Origin of the sequence: Rhodococcus sp. 1R11 (genome assembly GCF_004563845.1) — a bacterium.
Classification (GTDB): domain Bacteria; phylum Actinomycetota; class Actinomycetes; order Mycobacteriales; family Mycobacteriaceae; genus Rhodococcoides.
Window position 1 is genome coordinate 1 of the sequence record NZ_SPNG01000019.1, and the last position, 18,517, is coordinate 18,517.

19 protein-coding genes and 1 pseudogene are annotated in these 18,517 nt (G+C 63.7%); 8 read left to right on the top strand and 12 right to left on the bottom strand.

Features of this window, described 5'->3' with window-relative positions; all coding sequences use genetic code 11:
* The 4 genes and pseudogenes from E4P29_RS24190 to E4P29_RS24205 form a co-directional block, all read right to left on the bottom strand.
* A pseudogene (locus E4P29_RS24190) lies at positions 1-416 on the bottom strand (AIM24 family protein); the annotation flags it as partial.
* Between the two features lie 9 nt (positions 417-425).
* Positions 426-1,103 carry an AIM24 family protein gene (locus E4P29_RS24195; protein WP_135047575.1) on the bottom strand — a complete coding sequence of 226 codons (678 nt, stop codon included), beginning with the start codon at positions 1,101-1,103 and terminating at the stop codon, positions 426-428.
* 1 nt (position 1,104) lies between these two features.
* Positions 1,105-1,713: an AIM24 family protein gene (locus E4P29_RS24200; RefSeq protein WP_027495163.1), complete on the bottom strand. Its 609-nt coding sequence runs from the start codon at positions 1,711-1,713 to the stop codon at positions 1,105-1,107.
* Between the two features lie 65 nt (positions 1,714-1,778).
* Positions 1,779-2,756, bottom strand: a complete 978-nt coding sequence (locus E4P29_RS24205) for an LLM class F420-dependent oxidoreductase (protein ID WP_209205503.1) — start codon at positions 2,754-2,756, stop codon at positions 1,779-1,781.
* A 59-nt stretch (positions 2,757-2,815) separates the two neighbouring features.
* Between E4P29_RS24205 and E4P29_RS24210 the strand changes: the two genes are divergently transcribed.
* Positions 2,816-3,193, top strand: coding sequence for a VOC family protein (locus E4P29_RS24210; protein WP_135047576.1), 378 nt, complete (start codon positions 2,816-2,818; stop codon positions 3,191-3,193).
* A 10-nt stretch (positions 3,194-3,203) separates the two neighbouring features.
* Here the strand turns inward: E4P29_RS24210 and E4P29_RS24215 are convergent, their stop codons facing one another.
* Complete coding sequence (locus E4P29_RS24215) at positions 3,204-4,313, bottom strand: trypsin-like peptidase domain-containing protein (protein ID WP_135047578.1); 1,110 nt, start codon at positions 4,311-4,313, stop codon at positions 3,204-3,206.
* A 38-nt stretch (positions 4,314-4,351) separates the two neighbouring features.
* Positions 4,352-5,896 carry a metallophosphoesterase gene (locus tag E4P29_RS24220; RefSeq protein WP_135047580.1) on the bottom strand — a complete coding sequence of 515 codons (1,545 nt, stop codon included), beginning with the start codon at positions 5,894-5,896 and terminating at the stop codon, positions 4,352-4,354.
* 69 nt (positions 5,897-5,965) lie between these two features.
* On the opposite strand from E4P29_RS24220, the gene E4P29_RS24225 reads away from it, so the two are divergent.
* Positions 5,966-6,799, top strand: a complete 834-nt coding sequence (locus tag E4P29_RS24225) for a DUF72 domain-containing protein (RefSeq protein WP_135047581.1) — start codon at positions 5,966-5,968, stop codon at positions 6,797-6,799.
* Between the two features lie 48 nt (positions 6,800-6,847).
* On the opposite strand, the gene E4P29_RS24230 is transcribed toward E4P29_RS24225, so the two are convergent.
* A complete protein-coding gene (locus E4P29_RS24230) occupies positions 6,848-7,648 on the bottom strand; it encodes an IclR family transcriptional regulator (RefSeq protein WP_135047583.1) in 801 nt (266 codons plus the stop codon).
* A 149-nt stretch (positions 7,649-7,797) separates the two neighbouring features.
* On the opposite strand from E4P29_RS24230, the gene E4P29_RS24235 reads away from it, so the two are divergent.
* From E4P29_RS24235 to E4P29_RS24250, 4 genes are read left to right on the top strand one after another with little or no spacing between them, the layout of a single operon-like run.
* A complete protein-coding gene (locus E4P29_RS24235) occupies positions 7,798-8,658 on the top strand; it encodes an isocitrate lyase/PEP mutase family protein (protein WP_027495170.1) in 861 nt (286 codons plus the stop codon).
* 17 nt (positions 8,659-8,675) lie between these two features.
* Positions 8,676-9,920 carry an aconitase family protein gene (locus tag E4P29_RS24240; RefSeq protein WP_135047690.1) on the top strand — a complete coding sequence of 415 codons (1,245 nt, stop codon included), beginning with the start codon at positions 8,676-8,678 and terminating at the stop codon, positions 9,918-9,920.
* Complete coding sequence (locus E4P29_RS24245; protein ID WP_135047585.1) at positions 9,917-10,468, top strand: 3-isopropylmalate dehydratase; 552 nt, start codon at positions 9,917-9,919, stop codon at positions 10,466-10,468. Before E4P29_RS24240 ends, E4P29_RS24245 begins: the two co-directional genes overlap by 4 nt.
* On the top strand, positions 10,465-11,784 hold the full coding sequence (locus E4P29_RS24250; RefSeq protein ID WP_135047587.1) for an MFS transporter: 1,320 nt from the start codon (positions 10,465-10,467) through the stop codon (positions 11,782-11,784). The genes E4P29_RS24245 and E4P29_RS24250 overlap by 4 nt, the downstream gene beginning before the upstream one ends.
* Before the next feature lie 262 nt (positions 11,785-12,046).
* On the opposite strand, the gene E4P29_RS24255 is transcribed toward E4P29_RS24250, so the two are convergent.
* Positions 12,047-12,613 (bottom strand): TetR family transcriptional regulator, encoded by a 567-nt coding sequence (locus tag E4P29_RS24255; RefSeq protein ID WP_167735600.1) that lies wholly within the window; start codon positions 12,611-12,613, stop codon positions 12,047-12,049.
* A gap of 117 nt (positions 12,614-12,730) precedes the next feature.
* Here E4P29_RS24255 and E4P29_RS24260 point away from each other — a divergent pair, with 117 nt between their 5' ends.
* Positions 12,731-14,314: an MFS transporter gene (locus E4P29_RS24260; RefSeq protein WP_135047691.1), complete on the top strand. Its 1,584-nt coding sequence runs from the start codon at positions 12,731-12,733 to the stop codon at positions 14,312-14,314.
* A gap of 70 nt (positions 14,315-14,384) precedes the next feature.
* Here E4P29_RS24260 and E4P29_RS24265 read toward each other — a convergent pair whose 3' ends face one another.
* The 4 genes from E4P29_RS24265 to E4P29_RS24275 all read right to left on the bottom strand — a co-directional run bounded on the left by E4P29_RS24265 (position 14,385) and on the right by E4P29_RS24275 (position 17,750).
* Positions 14,385-15,131: a GTP pyrophosphokinase family protein gene (locus E4P29_RS24265; protein ID WP_135047591.1), complete on the bottom strand. Its 747-nt coding sequence runs from the start codon at positions 15,129-15,131 to the stop codon at positions 14,385-14,387.
* Positions 15,118-15,423 (bottom strand): hypothetical protein, encoded by a 306-nt coding sequence (locus tag E4P29_RS24270; protein WP_135047593.1) that lies wholly within the window; start codon positions 15,421-15,423, stop codon positions 15,118-15,120. The genes E4P29_RS24265 and E4P29_RS24270 overlap by 14 nt, the downstream gene beginning before the upstream one ends.
* Before the next feature lie 130 nt (positions 15,424-15,553).
* Positions 15,554-15,709, bottom strand: coding sequence for a DUF6131 family protein (locus E4P29_RS26160; RefSeq protein ID WP_094611554.1), 156 nt, complete (start codon positions 15,707-15,709; stop codon positions 15,554-15,556).
* 91 nt (positions 15,710-15,800) lie between these two features.
* Positions 15,801-17,750 carry a DEAD/DEAH box helicase gene (locus E4P29_RS24275; RefSeq protein WP_245154466.1) on the bottom strand — a complete coding sequence of 650 codons (1,950 nt, stop codon included), beginning with the start codon at positions 17,748-17,750 and terminating at the stop codon, positions 15,801-15,803.
* Between the two features lie 48 nt (positions 17,751-17,798).
* On the opposite strand from E4P29_RS24275, the gene E4P29_RS24280 reads away from it, so the two are divergent.
* The gene (locus tag E4P29_RS24280; protein WP_135047594.1) at positions 17,799-18,512 is read left to right on the top strand and encodes a type 1 glutamine amidotransferase; all 714 of its coding nucleotides are present in this window, start codon (positions 17,799-17,801) and stop codon (positions 18,510-18,512) included.
* Positions 18,513-18,517 lie beyond the last annotated feature (5 nt).

The window sequence follows — 18,517 nt, forward strand, 5'->3', positions numbered from 1 at the left end:
GACGAGGCCAAGAACTTTCCGGTACCGAGCAGGGTCAGGAAGCCGGGCACGATCGACTGCTTGAGATCCAGAGTCGGCTCGAAGGCGAGCAGGTTGGCCGCTCGGATGGTGAGGTTGCCGTCGTCGAGGTCGTAGCTGTTGATGTTGAAGCCGCGGTCGCCGAGGATCAACTTGCCCTGTCCCTGCGCCAGCACCCAGTCGTTGGAGTACAGGGGAGACGAGAATCGCGCCGCCACGATGGCAGGCATCGACGTCTGGCCGAGCGGCTCGAATCGAATGTTGCCGTAGTACGCGATCATCGCGCCCTTCGACGTGAACCACGGCTGGCCTGCGAGTTCGACGCAGAACGCGTAGTCGTTGCCGGGCACGTTGTCGTTGACCGGCAGGGTGTACGGGGTGTGAATCTCCAAACTCATTGCCGCTCCCTAGAACTTCTGCTCGGACGCCTGTACCCACACGGTGCCCATGCCGGTCATCTTCAGTTGGATCGCCTCGCCGCTGCCTTTGCCGACGGCGTCGCGCCACCCGACGTTCGCCGAGATGTCGACATTGATGTTGCCGATGTGGCAGACGTACGCCTGCGGATCGACCACGACCATAGGGTTGTTGCGCCCGACCTGCAGCGGTGTCGCGCCGCCGTGCGACAGGACCGCGACGCTGCCCTGCCCGGTGAGTTGCGTCGTGAACAGACCTTGCCCGGTCATCGCGCCGCGCACTGCTCCGCGGACGCCGCCCTGCGAGGTGAGCGCAACGATGGAACTCTGCAGGTAGCCGTCGTGCACCAGCAGGCGATCGGCTTCGACGGTGAGCATGGACGAGCCGTCGAGATGAATCACTTCGATGTACAGCCCGGCGTGGCCGTAGAAGACTTCGCCCTGACCCTCGGCGGCCATCATCGCCACGTGCTCGCCTGCCATCATGCGGCCGGCCATCCCTGCGACACCGCTCATACCGGGCATGGCACCTGCGCCGCCGCCCATGGAATGCGGGACGAACCGGACGTCGCCGGTGTAGTAGAGCATCGATCCGCGCCGAGCCAGCACACTCTGATTCGGTGCCAGAACGGATTTGACGACTTTGCTGTTGACCAGTTCGAGTGGCACGTCAGCGCTCCTCGGGTTGAATGTAGACGACGCCCTGGCCGTCGAAGCGGAGTGAGAACGCCTCGCCGCTGCCGCCACCGATGGCGGAGCGCCACGTGACGTCGGTGACGAAGCTCTGGTTGAGCTGTCCTCGATGCGCGACGAACGCGTCGGGGTCGACGACGAGCGGGTACTGCGGATCGACGGCGAGCGCGATGATCGGCCCACCCTTCGACAACAGTGCCACCGTCCCCGAGCCGCTGACGACGGTGGTGAAAAGCCCCTGCCCCGACGTCGCACCACGAAGGCCGGAGAACTTCACGTCCGTCTTCAATTGACCTGTGAGAGCCAGCAATTGAGACGATTCGACGTGCAGGTTGTCGCCTTGCACCTCGACGAGAGTGATGTCCTGGGCGTCGACCGCGAAGTACACGGTGCCTTTACCGGACACGTCCATCAGCGACAACGACTCGCCGGTCACCTTCTGTTTGAGCGCGGCGCGGAAACCGCCGCCACCGCCCATGCCTGCGCTCTTGAAGGCGACATCGCCTTCGTAGGCAACCATCGAACCCGACATCGCGCGCAGAGAGTCACCGGTCAGGTCTGCGACCAAGACACGGTGCCCGTTCATCCTCAGCTGAGCCACGGGGGAACTATGCCACCGCTCGCACCCCCGCGGCTACTGCTGGAGAAAATCTAGACGAGCGGCTTCAGAGCCTTGCCCGCCAATTCGACGGCACCGGGCTGGTGTCCGTTGGTGATCAGGTTGATGATGACGCCGTCGATGCCCTGATCGAGTACGCGCTTCTGCACCTGCTCGGCGACATCGTCGGGCGTTCCGCAGAAGTGGCGATCTGTGGCCTTCGCTGCGTCCTCCTCCGACAGGTTCGTCAGATCGAGGCCCTGCTTCAGCACGAACTCCCGCTGCAACTCCTTGGCCTTGTCGCCGTCCTCGTCGATGATGACGAAGGCGAGGAAGCTCGTCTCGAGATCCTTCGGATCGCGGTCGACTTCCTCGCAACGGGCCTGAACGGCCGCCATCTTGCGGGGCAGTTCGTTTGCGTCGCAGATGATGTTGAGGTGATCGGCGAACTGTGCGGCCAAGCCGAAGGTCTTCTTCTCGCCGCCACCGCCCAACATGATCGGCAGATCGTCGCGGATGCGCGGCTCGTTCATCGCGTTCTCGACCTGATACCACAGGCCGTCGAAGGTGGGACGCTGACCGCGCAGCATCGGCTCGATGATCTGCAGGGCCTCGTCGAGGCGCTCGAATCGGTCGGTGAACGTACCGAATTCCAGTCCGAAGCTCTGGTGCTCGAGTTCGAACCAGCCGGCACCGATACCGAGAATGGCGCGACCGCCGCTGACGACGTCGAGCGTGGTGACGGTCTTGGCCAGGATCGCCGGGTTGCGATACGTATTGCCGGTGACCAAGGCGGAGAGCTGGATGGTGTCGGTGGCCGTCGCGAGCGCCGACAGGGCGGAGTAGGCCTCGAGCATCGGCTCGTCGGGCTTTCCGATTCCGGGAAGTTGGTAGAAGTGATCCATCACGAACGCAGTGTCGAACCCGGCCGCTTCGGCCTCGCGCGCCTGCGCGATGACCTGGGGAAAGAGTTCCGCGACCGAACCGTCGTAGCTGAAGTTGGGCATCTGGTAACCGAGGCGAATAGTCACGGGAGCCACGCTACTCGGATATCGGCCCACGGCACGTGGGACAGCGCAATAATTCGTCCATGACCACCATCGATCTGGCCCGAGCGCCGTTCTCCGGATTTGCCGTCGACGACCTGCCGGCAGCTCGCACGTTCTACACGGACACCCTCGGTCTCGAGGTGACCGACAACGAGATGGGGATGCTCGAACTTCACCTGGGTACGGCGACGGTACTGATCTATCCTCGTCCCGGTCACGTGCCGGCGCAGTACACCATCCTCAACTTCCCGGTGGTCGACATCGAGGCCGCAGTCGATGCATTGATCGCCAAAGGGGTGGTGTTCCAACAGTATCCGGACATGGGCACCGACGAGAAGGGGATCTTCCGGCACGGCGGACCGCTCATCGCCTGGTTCACCGATCCGGCGGGCAACGTGTTGTCGGTGCTGCAGGACTGAACTCGACCGCTCAGGCAGCCGGGGTTCCTTCCGCCAAAGCCGTTGTAGCGGAACGGCGTACGCCCTGAGGATCGACCCACTCGACGACGGCGACATCACCGGGGTGACGTCCGATGAGTGCCTGGGCCAGATCCGACGACGAACCGACATCGGCACCGTCGAAGGCGACGATCACATCGTCGCCGGACAGTCCGATTGCCGAGGCCGGAGAATCGGTTGCGACCGTCACCACCTCGGCACCCATCGCCGGCTTGTTGTCGAATACGGACACATCTCGCACCGACACCCCGAAATACGGAGTGCGGCCCACATGAACCGTCCCGCCGGACTGCCCCGCGACGACCTGATCGAGTACGGCAGCAGCCTCCGCGATCGGAACCGCATACGCCTCGGGTGCCTGCGGGGGCCTGTCTTCGGAGCCGGTGCGCGCCTCGTCCGAGAGCCCCGCTGTATTGACGCCCACCACGCGACCCCAGGCATCGAACAGTGGGCCACCCGAATCACCCGCTCGCACATCGGCATCGACTCGAATCATCCGATCCAGAGTGTTCCGGGAACCGTCCACCGAACTACGGGTACGCACCTGCTGATCCAGAGCCGTCACCGCACCCGGCGCAGGCACCAGAACACCTGCGCCAGCAGCATTCCCGACGGCAGTGACCGCGTCCCCCACCTCGGGTGGCGAGTCCGGAGCAAACTCGACCACCGGCAGGTCGGCCGCGGAAATCAACCGCATGACCGCCACGTCACGAGATTTGTCGTAACCGAGCACGGTGGCGTCGTAGATCAGTCCGTTGCCCATGTGCACCGCGCTGATCTCGGTCGCGTTTTCGACGACGTGGAAGTTGGTGAGCACCAGGCCGTCCGGGGCAACGACGAAGCCGGTACCTGCGACGCCGGAGTAGCCGGCGGTGGCGGAGATCGTGACGACGGTGGGGTTCACTCGCGCCGAGAGGTCCTCGAGAGTGAGCGGGGGCGGCTCGACGACGGGGACAGGCGTGACCTCGGGGGCCTGCAGCTGGACGTCGGTGCCGACAATTCCGGGACTCAGCGGCGTGGCGAGGAACCAGCCACCGGCGGCGACCAGCGTCAGTACCCACGCTCGCCCACCCGACTGCATGAAAATCGATTATGGTCCGATGCCGAGCACCGTGCCAGTCAGTCTGCGATCACCGCTCGGGGAACGTCGGCGCGCAACGTGAAGTCGGTGACGAATTCGCCGTCTTCGGGGCCGTATCGATTCTTGATGTCGTAGCTCTCGACGTCGAACGCGTCGAGGGACGGCGAATGGGTGGTGACGGCCATCGAGCCGCCGTCGATATCGAACTGGAGCAGACGTTGGAAGCCGGTACTGCGTTCGCCCTCGACCTCGAAGTACTGATAGTCGGCCAGCAGTTGCACAACGGTGCGGTCGGTCTCTCCCACGTGCTCGTCGACGACCGCGAACTGGCCGTCGACGTGCCCGGACAGGACGAGGAAGACGGTCTCGTGTGGGACGACCAGTCGATTCCAGATCTGCTGGCCGGAACTGGACCCGATGTCGCCGAACCCCATCAGTTTCTTCTCGCCGAGTTCGTCGAGGTAATAGTGCGTGCCGATGACGACATTGCGATCGGGGTTCTCGTCGAGAACTCGTTCGGCCCACTGCATGACCTTCTCCGGCGGGTTGTAGCCGATGAACAGCATCAAGAATTTGGCACCCGCGATATCGACCAGGTCGTAGTGCGCAGAATTGTCTTCGTCGGTGAACGAACCGCCCCAATAGGGTTGATCCCGATAACGCTGAGGGCCGAAGTACTCGTTGTAGAGCGCGTGGTTCTTCTCGTGCTCCCCGGGAACCAATTTGCCCGCGACGTTCCAGATGTTGTCGTGATTGCCGGGCAGAACGCCGTGGGCGAGGCCGGCATCCTCGAGGATCTGCATCGATTCGCTGGCGGCCTCGAACTCCTTGCGCGCCTGGGTATCCGGACGTCCCGGGCTGATCCAGCTCTGAATCAGGTCGCCGGTGTGCATGCTGTAGTCGATCTTCAGCTCGTCGGCGTTGTCGGCGGTCCACTGCGTCATCTCCGAATACACACCGGGATCGTCACGGGCTATGTACTGCGTGTCGGTGATGTGCTGAAGAGCGAAATCGTAGGTGCTCGGATCGGCGAAGCTGCTGTCGGGTCGCGCATTGGTTTCGGCGAAAGAACGATCTGCACGCGGGTTGTCGATGACCAATACTTCGACAGTGCCTCTCTCCGTGGAGATCTCCGCACTCAATTTCACCTGACCACCGGTCGCAACCGGGTCGGCCGTGGCAATGGCCGAACCCCACGTGTTGCCCGACTCGTCCCATACATGCAACGCCAGATCGTTGGTGTTCACCGATCTGCCGGACCATGTCAGCGTCGCCGTGTCCGTACCAGGCGCGAACGTAGCGGTGTAGCGGAGATAGGGGTATTCGTCCCACCCCGAGGTTCGCATCTCCGTCGTCGACGACTCGACACCGACTTCGTGAGTCGGCGGATTCGGCGCGTCTGCGACACCCGCGACCATGGACGTGGTGATCGCTGCGGGAACTGTCTCCAAACCGATCCCCGGTACTGCAGCCGCCTGGCGAGGCGTCGGCTGGTCGCGGCGCTCTGCAGCCGTATCGGCACCGGTGAGGGCGAGCAGCACACAGGTCAGCGCCAGGGAGCCGAATGCCGATGGGCGCTTCATGCCATCGAGGCTACCGATACCAGCGCCAGAGCCACGGAAACCGCTGGGCTGCCCGGCTAGAGTCGGCTCATGTCCGCGCAGCATCGACCTCGGGTTCTGATCGGTATCTCCGGCTGGACGTACGCGCCGTGGCGAGGGGATTTCTACCCGAGCGGTCTCGCGCATCGAAAGGAGCTCGAGTACGCGTCCGAGCACCTGACGTCGATCGAGATCAACGGCACCTTTTATGCGATGCAGAAGCCGTCGAGTTTCACCAAGTGGCATGACGAAACCCCCGACGATTTCGTGTTCTCCATCAAGGGTGGGCGGTACGTCACGCACATCAAACGGCTCGTGGGCGTCGAAAGTGCACTCGCGAACTTCTTCGCGACCGGTGTGTTGACTCTGGGGGACAAACTGGGTCCGTTCCTGTGGCAGTTGCCGCCCAACCTCGAATTCGACGCGCAGAAGGTGACGGACTTCTGTGCCCTGTTGCCTCGAACAGTTTCAGCTGCAGTGACTTTGGCGGAATCGCGGGACGACAAACTGGCCGAGGATCGAGTGCTGTTGCCTGCTCCGTCTTCTCGGCCGCTTCGGCACTGCGTGGAGGCGAGGCATCAGAGCTTCGCCTCCGACGAAGCGGTCGAGTTGTTGCGGCGCAACGATATTGCCTTCGTCGTCGCCGACACTGCCGGCAAGTATCCGTACGTCGATACTCCGACAGCGGATTTCATGTATGCCCGACTCCACGGCGACGAGGAGTTGTACGCCAGCGGCTACACCGATGAGGCCCTCGATCGATGGGCCCAGAAGATTTCCGATTGGACGTCGACGGGACGGGACGTCTACGTGTACTTCGACAACGACATCAAGGGCTACGCACCTTTCGACGCCATGAAACTCATCGAGCGCGTCGGTAGGTGAGTATTCAGGTCTCTACCGCCGAGGCTAGAGATGCGAATACTCGCGTAGCTATTGACTCGATGCAGGTAGAGCCTCGGCGACCCGAGAGAGGCTTCGCGCCGCCGCGAGTATCGTCTCGACCTTGTCCTTCAAAGCCTCGCCCTCGAAGGTTTCCCCGCGGCCACCGACGCTGATCGACGCCACGACCACCCCGTCGCGTCCGAGAATCGGTGCGCCCACTGCCGCCACGCCCGCCAGGTAGTCGGAATTGCTCAGCGCATATCCCTGCGTTCGGATTCGATCGAGATGATCCATCAACTTCTCGGGTGACGTCAGGGTTCGGCTGGTGTACGCAGCAAGCTCTCCGCCGAGCCAGCGGTCGCGAATGCGAGCGGAGAACGCGAGCATCGCCATCGGCCCCGCCGTGGCGTGATACGGAAGCACCGATCCGATCGAAATGCCTGCTACCACAAGCGGGTTGCTTCCCTCATGCCGGTCGATGCACACCGCCCCTTCGTCAGCGGGAACCATCAGATAGGCGGTGTCGCCGAACTGTGCGGCGATGTCGGACAAGTACGGCTGGGCGGCACCGCGGATGTCGAGCTGCGTCAGCGCGGACGAGCCGATCTCGAACACCGGCATGCCGATTCGGTACGAACCCTCCGCTGTTCTGTCCACCCAGCCGGCATGGATCAACGTCGTCATCAGACGATGCACGGTCGTCTTGTTCATTCGACTCGCTGTCGTCAGATCGTTGAGCGTCCACACAGGATGCGTCGTGTCGAAATGGTCGAGCAGAGCGCATGCCTTCACGACGGCACCGACGATGTCGCGGCCGGCCTGGGCGTCGGACTCGGTGGGAACTGCCACGAGTTGTTCCTTCCGGTCGGGTGGAGCGTCGTCGCCATCCTACGAACCGACGTGCGATGCGCTATCGATCCACGGGTATTGACTTGTGATCCGAGCCACTCTAAATTCGGAAGGCGTTCCGCAATACGAAACGGAGAGTGCTCGTGACGATGACTTTGAGAGGCCTGACCGAACAAGGCCTGGTGTATGCGCCCGGCGTGTGGGACGGGTTGACGGCCAAGCTGGCCGAGCAGGCGGGCTTCTCGGCGCTGTGCGCGTCCGGCTTCGCCGTATCGGCTGCGCTCGGACTGCCCGACGCCGAGCTCTACACGATGACCGAGAACCTGCAGGCCGTCCGGACCATTCGCGAGGCATCGTCTCTGCCCCTCGTCGCGGACATCGACACGGGCTACGGAAACGCCGTCAACGCCGCGCGCACCGCGACGCGGTTCGCCGAGGCCGGCGTCCAGGGTGTGTTCATGGAGGACCAGCTGTCGCCGAAGAAATGCCCGATCTGCGTCGGCGAGCCGGTGGACTTGATCTCCGTCGAGGAGGCGTCGGGCAAGGTTCGGGCGGTGCGTGATTCCATGCCGGACGACGTTCTGCTCATCGCACGCACCGACGCACGTGGCGACGAGGCGATCATGCGCGCACAGGCCTACGTCGACGCCGGAGCCGACATGATCATGCCGGTGACGAAGACGTTCGAGACCGTCGAGCAGTGGGAGAACTGTCACCGAGCGGTCGGGGTTCCGCTGATGGCCACGCTCACCGCGTCGACCTGGACCGAGCGGGAGTTCACTCCGGAGGTTCTGGCACAGATCGGAGTGCGGCTGGCCCTGCTGCCCACTCAGGTGCTGATGGCCGCAACCGGTGCCGCACGCGAGACTCTGCGTCGCCTGGCCGCAGGCGAAGCTCCCGCCGACGTCAGTGCCGACGCGCTGCAGCACCACGAGTTCGTGGACCTCATCGGTTTTCCCGAAGTCGAAGCGCAGCAGCGTAAGTACCTTCCTGCGGAGGCGAACCGATGACATCGGCCGCGTTCACGATGGTCGAGAAGATCCTCGGTAGGACCTGTGGCGGCGACCCAGTGCGTGCCGGTGAGAACCATGCGGTACGACCGGCGCGGATGATCGCGTACGACTTTCCCGGGTACACCGATGTGATGTTCCGGCAGATGCGCGACGACTTCGGTATCACCTCACTCGAGGACCCGTCTCGGTACGTCGTCTTCATCGATCACATGTTGACCAAGCGCAACGACCGGGAACAAGAAGTACACCAGGTCACCCGAGACTGGTGCGAGTACTACGGAATCGAGTTGCACGAGGGCCGCGGCATCGGACACCAACTCACCGCCGAACTCGGCCTGGCCATCCCCGGTGACTTCCTCGTCCACTTCGACGGCCACATCAGCGGAATCGGGGCGTTCGGTGCGCTGGGCTGGGGTATCCGCCGCGATCTGATCGAGGCATGGGTGACCGGCCAACTCTACGTGGACATTCCAGCGACCACGCGGTTCGACCTGTACGGAGAATTCGCGTCGGGAGTGGACAGCCGCGATCTGGTGCACACCATCATCGACCTCGTCGGGGCAGACGGGTGCGCACACCAGGTGATGGAATTCGGTGGCCCCGGTGCCCGGTCGATGAAGATCGATCACCGGCAAGGATTGTGCGGCATGGCGATGTTCACCGGAGCCGTGTCCGCGATATTCGAACCGGACGAGACCTCACTCGACTACGCCAACGATGTTGCGCGACAGTCGTTCACACCGGTCTACCCAGACTCCGATGCGACCTACGCAGCTCGGCACACCATCGACCTCGCCCAGATCGTGCCGCAGGTCGTGCAGCCCGGCTCGGCGCGTGCAGCCAACACCCACACAGCAGCCGAACTCGCCGGCACTCCGATCACCAAGGCGTTCATCGGATCCTGTGCCAGTGGACGAATCGAGGATCTGCGGGCCGCGGCACTCGTGCTCGACGGACGCACCGTGGCTCCCGGTGTGGAGCTCAATGTCGTGCCCACGTCGCAGAAGGTGCACGATCAGGCCGAGCGAGAGGGGCTGCTCGACGTATTGCGCGCGGCGGGTGCGCACATTGCAGTGTCGAGCTGCGACTTCTGTTTCGGCTATCAGAAGCCGTTGGCGGCGGGCGAGAATTGCATATCGACCGGCGTGCTCAACATCTCCGGCCGGATGGGTAGCTCCGACGCCAACATCTACATGGGTTCTCCGTATACCGTCGCCGCCAGCGCGTTGGCCGGTACGATCCAGCAGGTGGGCTCGTGAGCGCCTACCCACCCCCGCCCGACATCATCTCCGGCCGAGTTGCCTGGGTCTTCGGCGACGACTTCGACATCGATCTCGTTGTCGGCGTTGCGAATATCAAGTCGTACGATCCCGAGCACCTGAGGTCGGTCTGCATGACCGCATACGATCCGGGTTTCGTCGATCGCGTTCGGCCGGGCGACATCATCGTCGGCGGCCGGAACTTCGGCTACGGCCACCCGCACTATCCGCCGATGGTGGCTCTGCGCAACGCCGGTATCCAGGCCATCGTGGCCGAGTCGTTCTCGCCGGGATTCTGGCGCGGAGAGACATTCAACGGAGTACCCCTCATCACCATTCCGGATGTCTCCGGCGCGGTCGTCACCGGTGATGCCGTCGAACTCGATTGGCGACGAGCAGCATTGACCACTGCCGACGGTCGATCCCTGGTGGGTAGTGCGCCCAGCCCTCGTACTGTCGCAGTCATCGAGGCCGGCGGATCGTACGACCTACTTCTGGCCGAACACCGAAGCAAGCAACCACTCACAGGACAGGGAACAGCGCGATGACGAACGTCGACCAGCCTTCTGCGGTCACCAGCGCACCGAAAGCCGACACCACCACCGCGCGCCGTGCCGCGCTCGCCGGTGGCGTCGGCACGCTCATCGAGTATTACGACTTCGCCGTCTACGGATTTCTCGCCGTAGTCATTGCGCCACTGTTCTTTCCGTCCACGAGCCCCGGCGTGTCCATCCTCGCGACCCTCGCGGTATTCGGAGTCGCATACGTCGCACGTCCGCTGGGAGGAATCTTCTTCGGACGCCTCGGCGACAGAAAGGGTCGTCGACAGGCTCTGGTCGTGACGGTGGTCTGCATGGGCATCGCGTGCGGAGTCCTGGGAATGCTGCCCACACATTCGAGTGTGGGCGTGCTGGCACCGATTCTGCTCGTCGTCATCCGACTCGCCCAAGGATTCTCTGCAGGAGGTGAAATCGGCGGTGCAGCAACCTATATCGCGGAGTCTGCACCGCCGAACCGTCGCGGCTTCTTCGGGTCGTTCACGCCGATCGGTTCCACCCTCGGGTTCGCGGTCGCCGCAGCCGTTGTCGGAGTGGTCGCCCTCATCACGACCGACGACCAGATGTCGTCGTGGGGCTGGCGCATCCCGTTCCTGCTTGCTCTCCCGCTGGCATTCGTCTGTCTGCGAGTGCGGCTGAAGCTCGAAGACAGCCCCGAGTTCGAGGAAATGGCAGCCAAGAACGAGGTTGCGAAAAGCCCGCTCAGCGATGTCGTGAAGAAGCAGCCGTGGTCGGTGCTACGTGTCGTCGGAATTGCGATCGCTATGAACGGATCCGGTTACATCGGTCTGACGTACTTCAGCGTGTACCTGATCAACGACCTCGGATTCTCCAAGGACTCGGTCTACTGGACATCCGCGATCGCAATTGCGTTGGCCTGTGCGACCTTCCCGCTCAGCGGCATGCTCACCGACAGATTCGGGCGCAAACCGGTACTGCTCAGCGGCTACGTTGCGTATGTCGTCATTGCGTTGCCGGTGTTCATGATCCTCGGCGCGACGTCGTCGATCATCGTGGTGGGCTGTGTGTACTTCGTCTACATGGTTCTCAACGGAGTCGTGCAGGTACCCGCGTTCCCACTGTTCACCGAGCTTTTTCCGCGGGCGGTTCGATACACCGGAGTGTCGTTGGGCTTCAACATCGGGACCATCGCCGCAGGCGGAACTGCACCGTACGTCGCCGCTCAACTGGTGGAGTCGACCGGCAACGCCATGTCACCCGCATACTGGGTCATGGGTGTCTGCGTGATCGGCGTACTCACGGTGCTGACCATCAAGGAAACCGGACGCGAGAAACTCCCGGTGTAGTGCGTCGTAGATGCCGGCCGTAGTTCGAGACTCGTCCCACCACGTGCACTCGGCGTGGTGGGGCGTCCCGCGTGTGTGCGGTCGAGGACGCAGCCGACCGGGGTGACAAACGCGAGCGCACTTGCCAGATGCGCGCAGAATAGCGACGTGATCGGTGTCGAATTCGCTCGCGTCTGGCAAACGCGCGCGCGTTTGCGGAAATGGGGGCCGCTACCCCAGTATTCCGCACTCTTGCGTCAAAGCTAGATATCGATAGACAGCGCTACGGAGCGCAGAGTCGACGCACGGCGGCTTCGATTTTCGACGCCCGCCGCTGAATTTCGGCGTTGTCGGCAGGCTCGCAGTGCGGGCTCGGCGCGGTCATCCACGCCGAGGTGATGCCGAACATCATGGTGATCAGATCCTCGACGGTGAAGGCGTCGGAGATCAGTCCGTCTCGCTGGGCGTCGGCCATGGCCCTGTGTCGCTCGGCGATGACCGAGTGGATGTCGTCGGTGCCCGTGGTCGCCATACCGCCCTGAAGCTGAGTCCACAGCAGGAGGCGGTGCTCCTCGGGATGCGCAGCGAGGTGCAGGTATTCGCGCGCTGCGTATCCGCCGAGGTCGTCGACGGCGAAGGGTACTTCGTCGATGAACCGCGCGAACCCGTCCTCGACGACGGCCCGGAACAGGGCTTCCTTGTCCCCGAAGTACGCGTACAGACGTTCCTTGCTGGCCTTGGCTGCGGCCGCGATCCGATCGACGCGGGCCCCGGCCAGCCCGTGTACCGAGAACTCGTCCCGGGCGGCGACGACGATGCGGGCGCGGGTCGCACTGGCGTCAGGTTTCATGGCGGTCACCATACCCCCAACCAACTAGTTCGTTTGACTATTGGTTCTGGGTCGCCTACCTTTTTGCTCGGGACATTTTTCGTGCCCAGAATCAACGAGTACGAGTGGGGTAGAAACATGTCGCAGCTCTCCGAGCGCGAAGCGCCGGATCTGAATCCGAACTACGAGCGCCGATGGCTGGTGCTGTGCATCGTCGCCATCACGCAGCTCACGATCGTGCTCGACGGCACGATCGTCAACATTGCGCTGCCGCAGGCTCAGCTGGACCTGGGCATCAGCGACAGCAGCCGCGCCTGGGTCATCACCGCCTACGCGTTGTCGTTCGGCGCACTGCTGCTGCTCGGCGGACGCATCGCCGACTACTGGGGACGCAAGCGCTCGTTCATCGTCGGCATGGCAGGCTTCGCCGTTGCCTCCGCTATCGGCGGACTCGCCCAAGAAGGCTGGCAGCTGTTCATCGCGCGCGCCGGCCAGGGTGTGTTCGCTGCACTGCTCGCCCCGGCAGCACTGGCCATCCTGACGGTGACGTTCACCGACACCAAGGAACGCGCCAAAGCGTTCGGCGTCTTCGGCGCCATTGCCGGTGGCGGCGCAGCGGTCGGCCTACTCCTCGGCGGAGTGCTCACCGAATACGCGAACTGGCGCTGGTGCCTGCTGGTCAACATCCCGGTCGCAGTGTTCGCCATCGCCGCAGCGGTGCCGCTGGTGAAGGAGAGCAAGGCTCACGGAGACACCCGCTACGACCTGCCCGGCGCGATCCTCGTCGCTCTCGGTCTGGCATCGCTGGTCTACGGCTTCACCGAGGCCGAAGACGGCTGGGCGACGGTACCCACCATCTCGTTCATCGCGCTCGGCCTCGCTCTGCTGGCCGCGTTCGTCGTCGTCGAATCCAAGTCCGCCAACCCGCTGCTGCCGTTGAGTGTGTTGCTCGACCGTGACCGCGGTGCCGCGTACATCGGCTCGGCCGTCATCGGCGCTGCCCTGCTCGGTGGCACGTTGTACCTCACGTTCTACTTCCAGATCGTGCTGGAGATGAGCCCGGTGATCGCCGGCGTCGCGTCACTGCCGATGACCGGCGGCATCCTGATCACGGCCGCGCTCGCTTCTGCACTCGTGCCGAAGATCGGACCCAAGCCGCTGATGGCCGTCGGTCCGGTCGTCTCTGCAGTCGGCTTGCTGCTGCTGACCCAGATCGGCGTCGACACCTCGTACTTCACGCACGTCCTGCCGGGCGTCGTGCTTCTCGGTCTCGGCCTCGGTCTGCTGATGGTCCCGATGCAGAACGTCGCACTGATCGGCGTTCCCGATCACGACGCAGGTGCCGCATCGGCGCTGATCAACGCCACCCTGCAGGTCGGCGGCGCACTCGGTGCTGCGGTGTTCACCACCGTCTACACCTCGTCCAAGACCTCGTACCTGGCCGAGAATCCGGCACCGACTCCGCCCGCCGGAGTTCCCGCGGAAGCTCTCGCCGGCCGGGAAGTGCCCAGCGACGAGATGTTGGCCGCGCTGCCGGAGCCGATCCGCAACTTCGTGCTCGCGACCATCGACCACGCGTTCTCGGCCGAGGTCTCCGGCTACGCCTGGGCATTCGGTACCGCCGCGATTCTCGTCGCGCTGGTGAGCCCGGTCGTGCTGCTGCTCGTCCGTGCGAAGAAAGACGACCTGCCCGTCGGCGACACCCCGGTACACATCGGATAACGCAGGTACGAACCGAGAACCCCGCTGCTCAGCCGTCGAGCAGCGGGGTTTCTGTTCTTCGAACGCACCGTCAGTCCGGGTCGATCGCTTCGGCCTGCGCGGTGAGCAGCATGTGCAACAGCTCCGGCGGCAGGGCCATCGGGGGCATCGCACCGAGGGTGATGGAGTTCTCGGAATCTCCGTTCAGTTCCTCGACCTCGTCGTGCAAACTCTCCATCTTCTCGTCCAGTGTGTTGGCCGTCTCGGCGGCCTCGGTCAGTTCCGCCAACAGGGTGGGCGGAATCTGGCCGCGGTACTTGTAGAAGATCTTGTGCTCGAGGCTCGCCCAGAAATCCATGGCAATCGTGCGGATCTGGAGTTCGACCAAGACTGGTTGGACGCGATCGGACATGAACACCGGGATTTCGACGATGAGGTGCAAACTCTTGTAGCCGTTGGCTTTCGGGTTCGCGATGTAATCTTTGACCTCGACGACTCGAACGTCGGTCTGACTACTGAGCATGTCCGCGATGCGGTAGGTGTCGGAGATGAAGCTGCACGTGATGCGGACACCGGCAACGTCGAAGATGTTCTCGCGAATGGCGTCGAGAGTCAGTGCGCACTTCTTGCGCTGAGCTTTGTCGACGATGCTCTCGGGCGTCTTGAGTCGCGACGAGACATGCTCGATCGGGCTGTAGCGGTGGATGTGGGTGAATTCCTGCTTCAGGATGTTGATCTTGGTGATCAGTTCGTCGATTCCGAACTTGTAACTCATCATGAAGCGGGTGAAATCGTGCCTCAGCTGCACCAGGTCGACGACGGCTTCACTGTTGCTCATGCCCTCGATTGTCCACGATCGCCGGACGTGACCGCGCCGCGCGAGAATCGAAGCTGGCGTCGCTGCACGTGGCACCGAGTTCTGGGGTGAACCGCACGAGATTGCAACTCTGGCACTGATGGGTACGGTGATGCCCCCGCTCACACGAGCAAGCACGTGAACCCACCAATACCGAACCGGCGACGAGTGGATGGCCGTTGGTGCAGTGCATCGGTGCTCGTTCTGCCCACCGATCGCCGACGCGGTAGAGCGACCCGGCAACCGGGTTGGTGTCGCGCTCGTCGGATGCCATCGCGCGCAACCGCCTTCGACACTGTCTATCGCCCGATATGGACCGCCCGAAGTGGCTCCGCTGGCCGCATCGCCAACTCCGGGGGCCCGCTCAGGTTAGCAGAAATCGAACGTATGTTCTAACGTGGATGTCAAAACCACGTCTTGCGGCCACCGACTGCGCGCCCCATCGAACCGAGCAACGTCAGAACCGCGCCGACGACCACCAGAATGATGCCGATAGTCGTCAAAATTGAAATGCCGGCGAAATAGCCGATGAGAGCGAGGATGATTCCGAGAACGATCATGACTACTCCTGGTGCCACTGTGAGCCCGCTACCGACGAATGCCGATGGACCGAACCTACTCGGGCGCGTGGAGGATTGCTCACAATTGTCGCTATTTTCCGGCATCCACTTTCGCCGCGAGGAATGCCTCCGGATCGATCAGATCCGCCTGCCCCACGATCGATCCCAGATCCGCGATGCGCTCGATGCCCGTGAGCACCATCTCCTCCTCGACGGTGCCCTCGGCGTAGCCGTAGTAGCAGGTCGACGTGGTGTGGTTGTGGTCCTTGTCGATGCGGTTGGCGCGGCCCTCGATCTGCCTGATGTCGATGGGTGTCCACCGAGGATCGTGAATCAGCGTCACGCGCGGGGCGAGTGTGGAGACCGTCCCCTCCGGGAGCAGTAACTCGTTGGTGTGCAGGTTGATCGCGCTCGTGGTGGTCGAGACGATGACCGACGCGTCGCCGGTCTGAAAACGGCGGATCGACGCCTCCTGCTCGGGACTGCTCATGCTCCCGTCGACCACGGCGACGTCGAGCCCCTCGTCTCGCAGTGTCTGGGCCAATGCTGCGACCGACTCGCGGTAGAACATCGAGACGAACACCTGGTTGCCTGCCTTGACCCACGTCCGAACCTGGTCCGCGGACGCGGGAATGCGCAGATACGAGCACTTTTGGCGAAACCGCAGCGTCGCCGCACGAGTACTCGGATTCTTCTGCAGCACTCGCTTTCCACCGACGGCCTTCCAGATCGGCAGGCCGACTTCCTTGCGGTAGTCCACCCACGCCGAGTTGTAGAGACGCTTCTGCGCGGCCGTGAGTTCCTGGCCGAGGGGTTCCCGCGGCGTCGGCGGCGACGGTCGTGAAATCGACCACGGCACAGCACCTCCCGAGAGCCAGCCGTGCACCGACGCGATATCGCCGGCTCGTGTCGCCGCGTCTTCGGGCTCCCACCGCCACGTGGTGAGCCCCGTCGTCGCCTTGCCTGCCTTGACGGCGAAGCCGGACTCGATGAGGAACTCCGCCCACTTCATCGTCACGGCATAGCCGAGATACTCGTCGTCGCCGAGGATCTCGACACCGCGGCTACGTTCGACGGCGCGGGCCATGTACGCGAAATGCAGCGGCTGATAGCCGGGAGTGGCAGACATCCACACGACGGATCGGGCCGCCTCCTGATATCGCCACAGAATTTGCGACTGCTGCGATTCGATGTTCATCAACGCATGCGATTCGTCGGCGATCACGACGTCGAAGTCGAACCGCAGCTCACCCAGTGAGATGGTTCGTTTGTTCTGTGTCCGTTTGCGTTTGCCGAGATCGGTTTCGGGCGGAACCGACAGAAGTTTCTTGGTGGACTGATAGGTGATCAGCAACCAACGCTTGCGGTCGGACGGCTCGATGTCGGCCTCGCTGTCCGCAATGGTGCGACGCCACCCCGGCAGCGCACCCTTGGGTGCCACCACCAGAACCGTCCCGATCTCGGCGGCCGACATCTGCCGCACGGCCTCGCACACGGCCAACGTCTTACCCAGACCCGTCGAATCCATCTGCGCGAAGTACGGGAAGCCGGCGTCGAGCGCGGCCAGATGGCGTCGGACCGATTCGAGTTGGGTGTCACGAGGCTGCATCGCCCGTTCGCGCACCTCTTCGTCGCGCCAACTGTCGTTCGCGTCGTCCTCGAGCCACCGCTGCAGGCTGTACGGCATCGACTCGTACGGCTGTAGGTACTCGGGCAGTTCGGTTCCGTAATACGCGAACACGCGCGGTCCGGGGTACCAGCGCGCTCCCGCTGCGCCCGCCGCGGATCGATCCTCGAACGGCACGTCCAACACCCAGACGCGCTCGCCGGGATCGGGAACGCGAAGATCGGGGGCGGCGGACTTGCGGGGCGAGGTCTTGCGCGGGGCAGCTCTCTTGCGAGGTGCGGCCTTCTTCGGGGTAGCTTTCTTCGCCGCAGGCTCACCGTTCTTCGCAGCCGCGAACTTTCGCGCAGCGCTGCTCTGCCCGGCCTTGACGGTGCGGGCAGTGGTGGATCGGGCAGTGCGTTTACGAGGTGGCATCGGATCCAGTCTGTCGTACGGTGTGCACGAACACCGTAAAGGAGCCCTGTGACATACCCGAACGACCCGCGCGCCGTAGTTCTCGTCCACGACCGGGACCCGTCCCTGGCGCGTCGCGATATCGGCACCCTCGCCGCCGAATTGCGCACCAGGGGTTTCCGGTTGGACGTGCACTCCTTCGACCACAGTCCCGATGTCGCACCACCGGCGCTGTCCGACGCGCAGTTGGTCGTGGTCATGGGCTCACCCGACGCCGCGTACGACGACACGCTGACATGGCTCGCGCCGGAGATCGCGTACGTGCAACAGGCGATCGATGCGCAGGTCCCGGTTCTGGGCGTGTGCTTCGGCGGCCAGTTGCTCGCCCGGGTGCTCGGTGGATCGGTACGCAAGTCCGAGCATCCCGAATACGGATTCGTCGAGGTCGAGACGTCCGATCCCGAGCTCATCGCCTCGGGCCCGTGGATGGAATTCCACGGTGACACGTTCGTCGCACCGCCGGAGGCGACGGTGATCGCCCGCAACGAGGCAGCGCAACAGGCCTTCGTTCTCGGTCCGCACCTCGGGTTGCAGTTCCACCCCGAGATCGACCTCGACACCTACGACGCGTGGGCGGCCGCATGGGACCGCGACGGCGTCGAACACGAGGTGGACGTGCACGAGATCAGGAGGGATATCGCCGACGCGGAACTTGCAGCTCGGGCGCGGTGCTCGGCTCTGCTGGACGCCTTTCTCGCCCGATCCTCGGCGGTGCCCCGGTAGGGTCG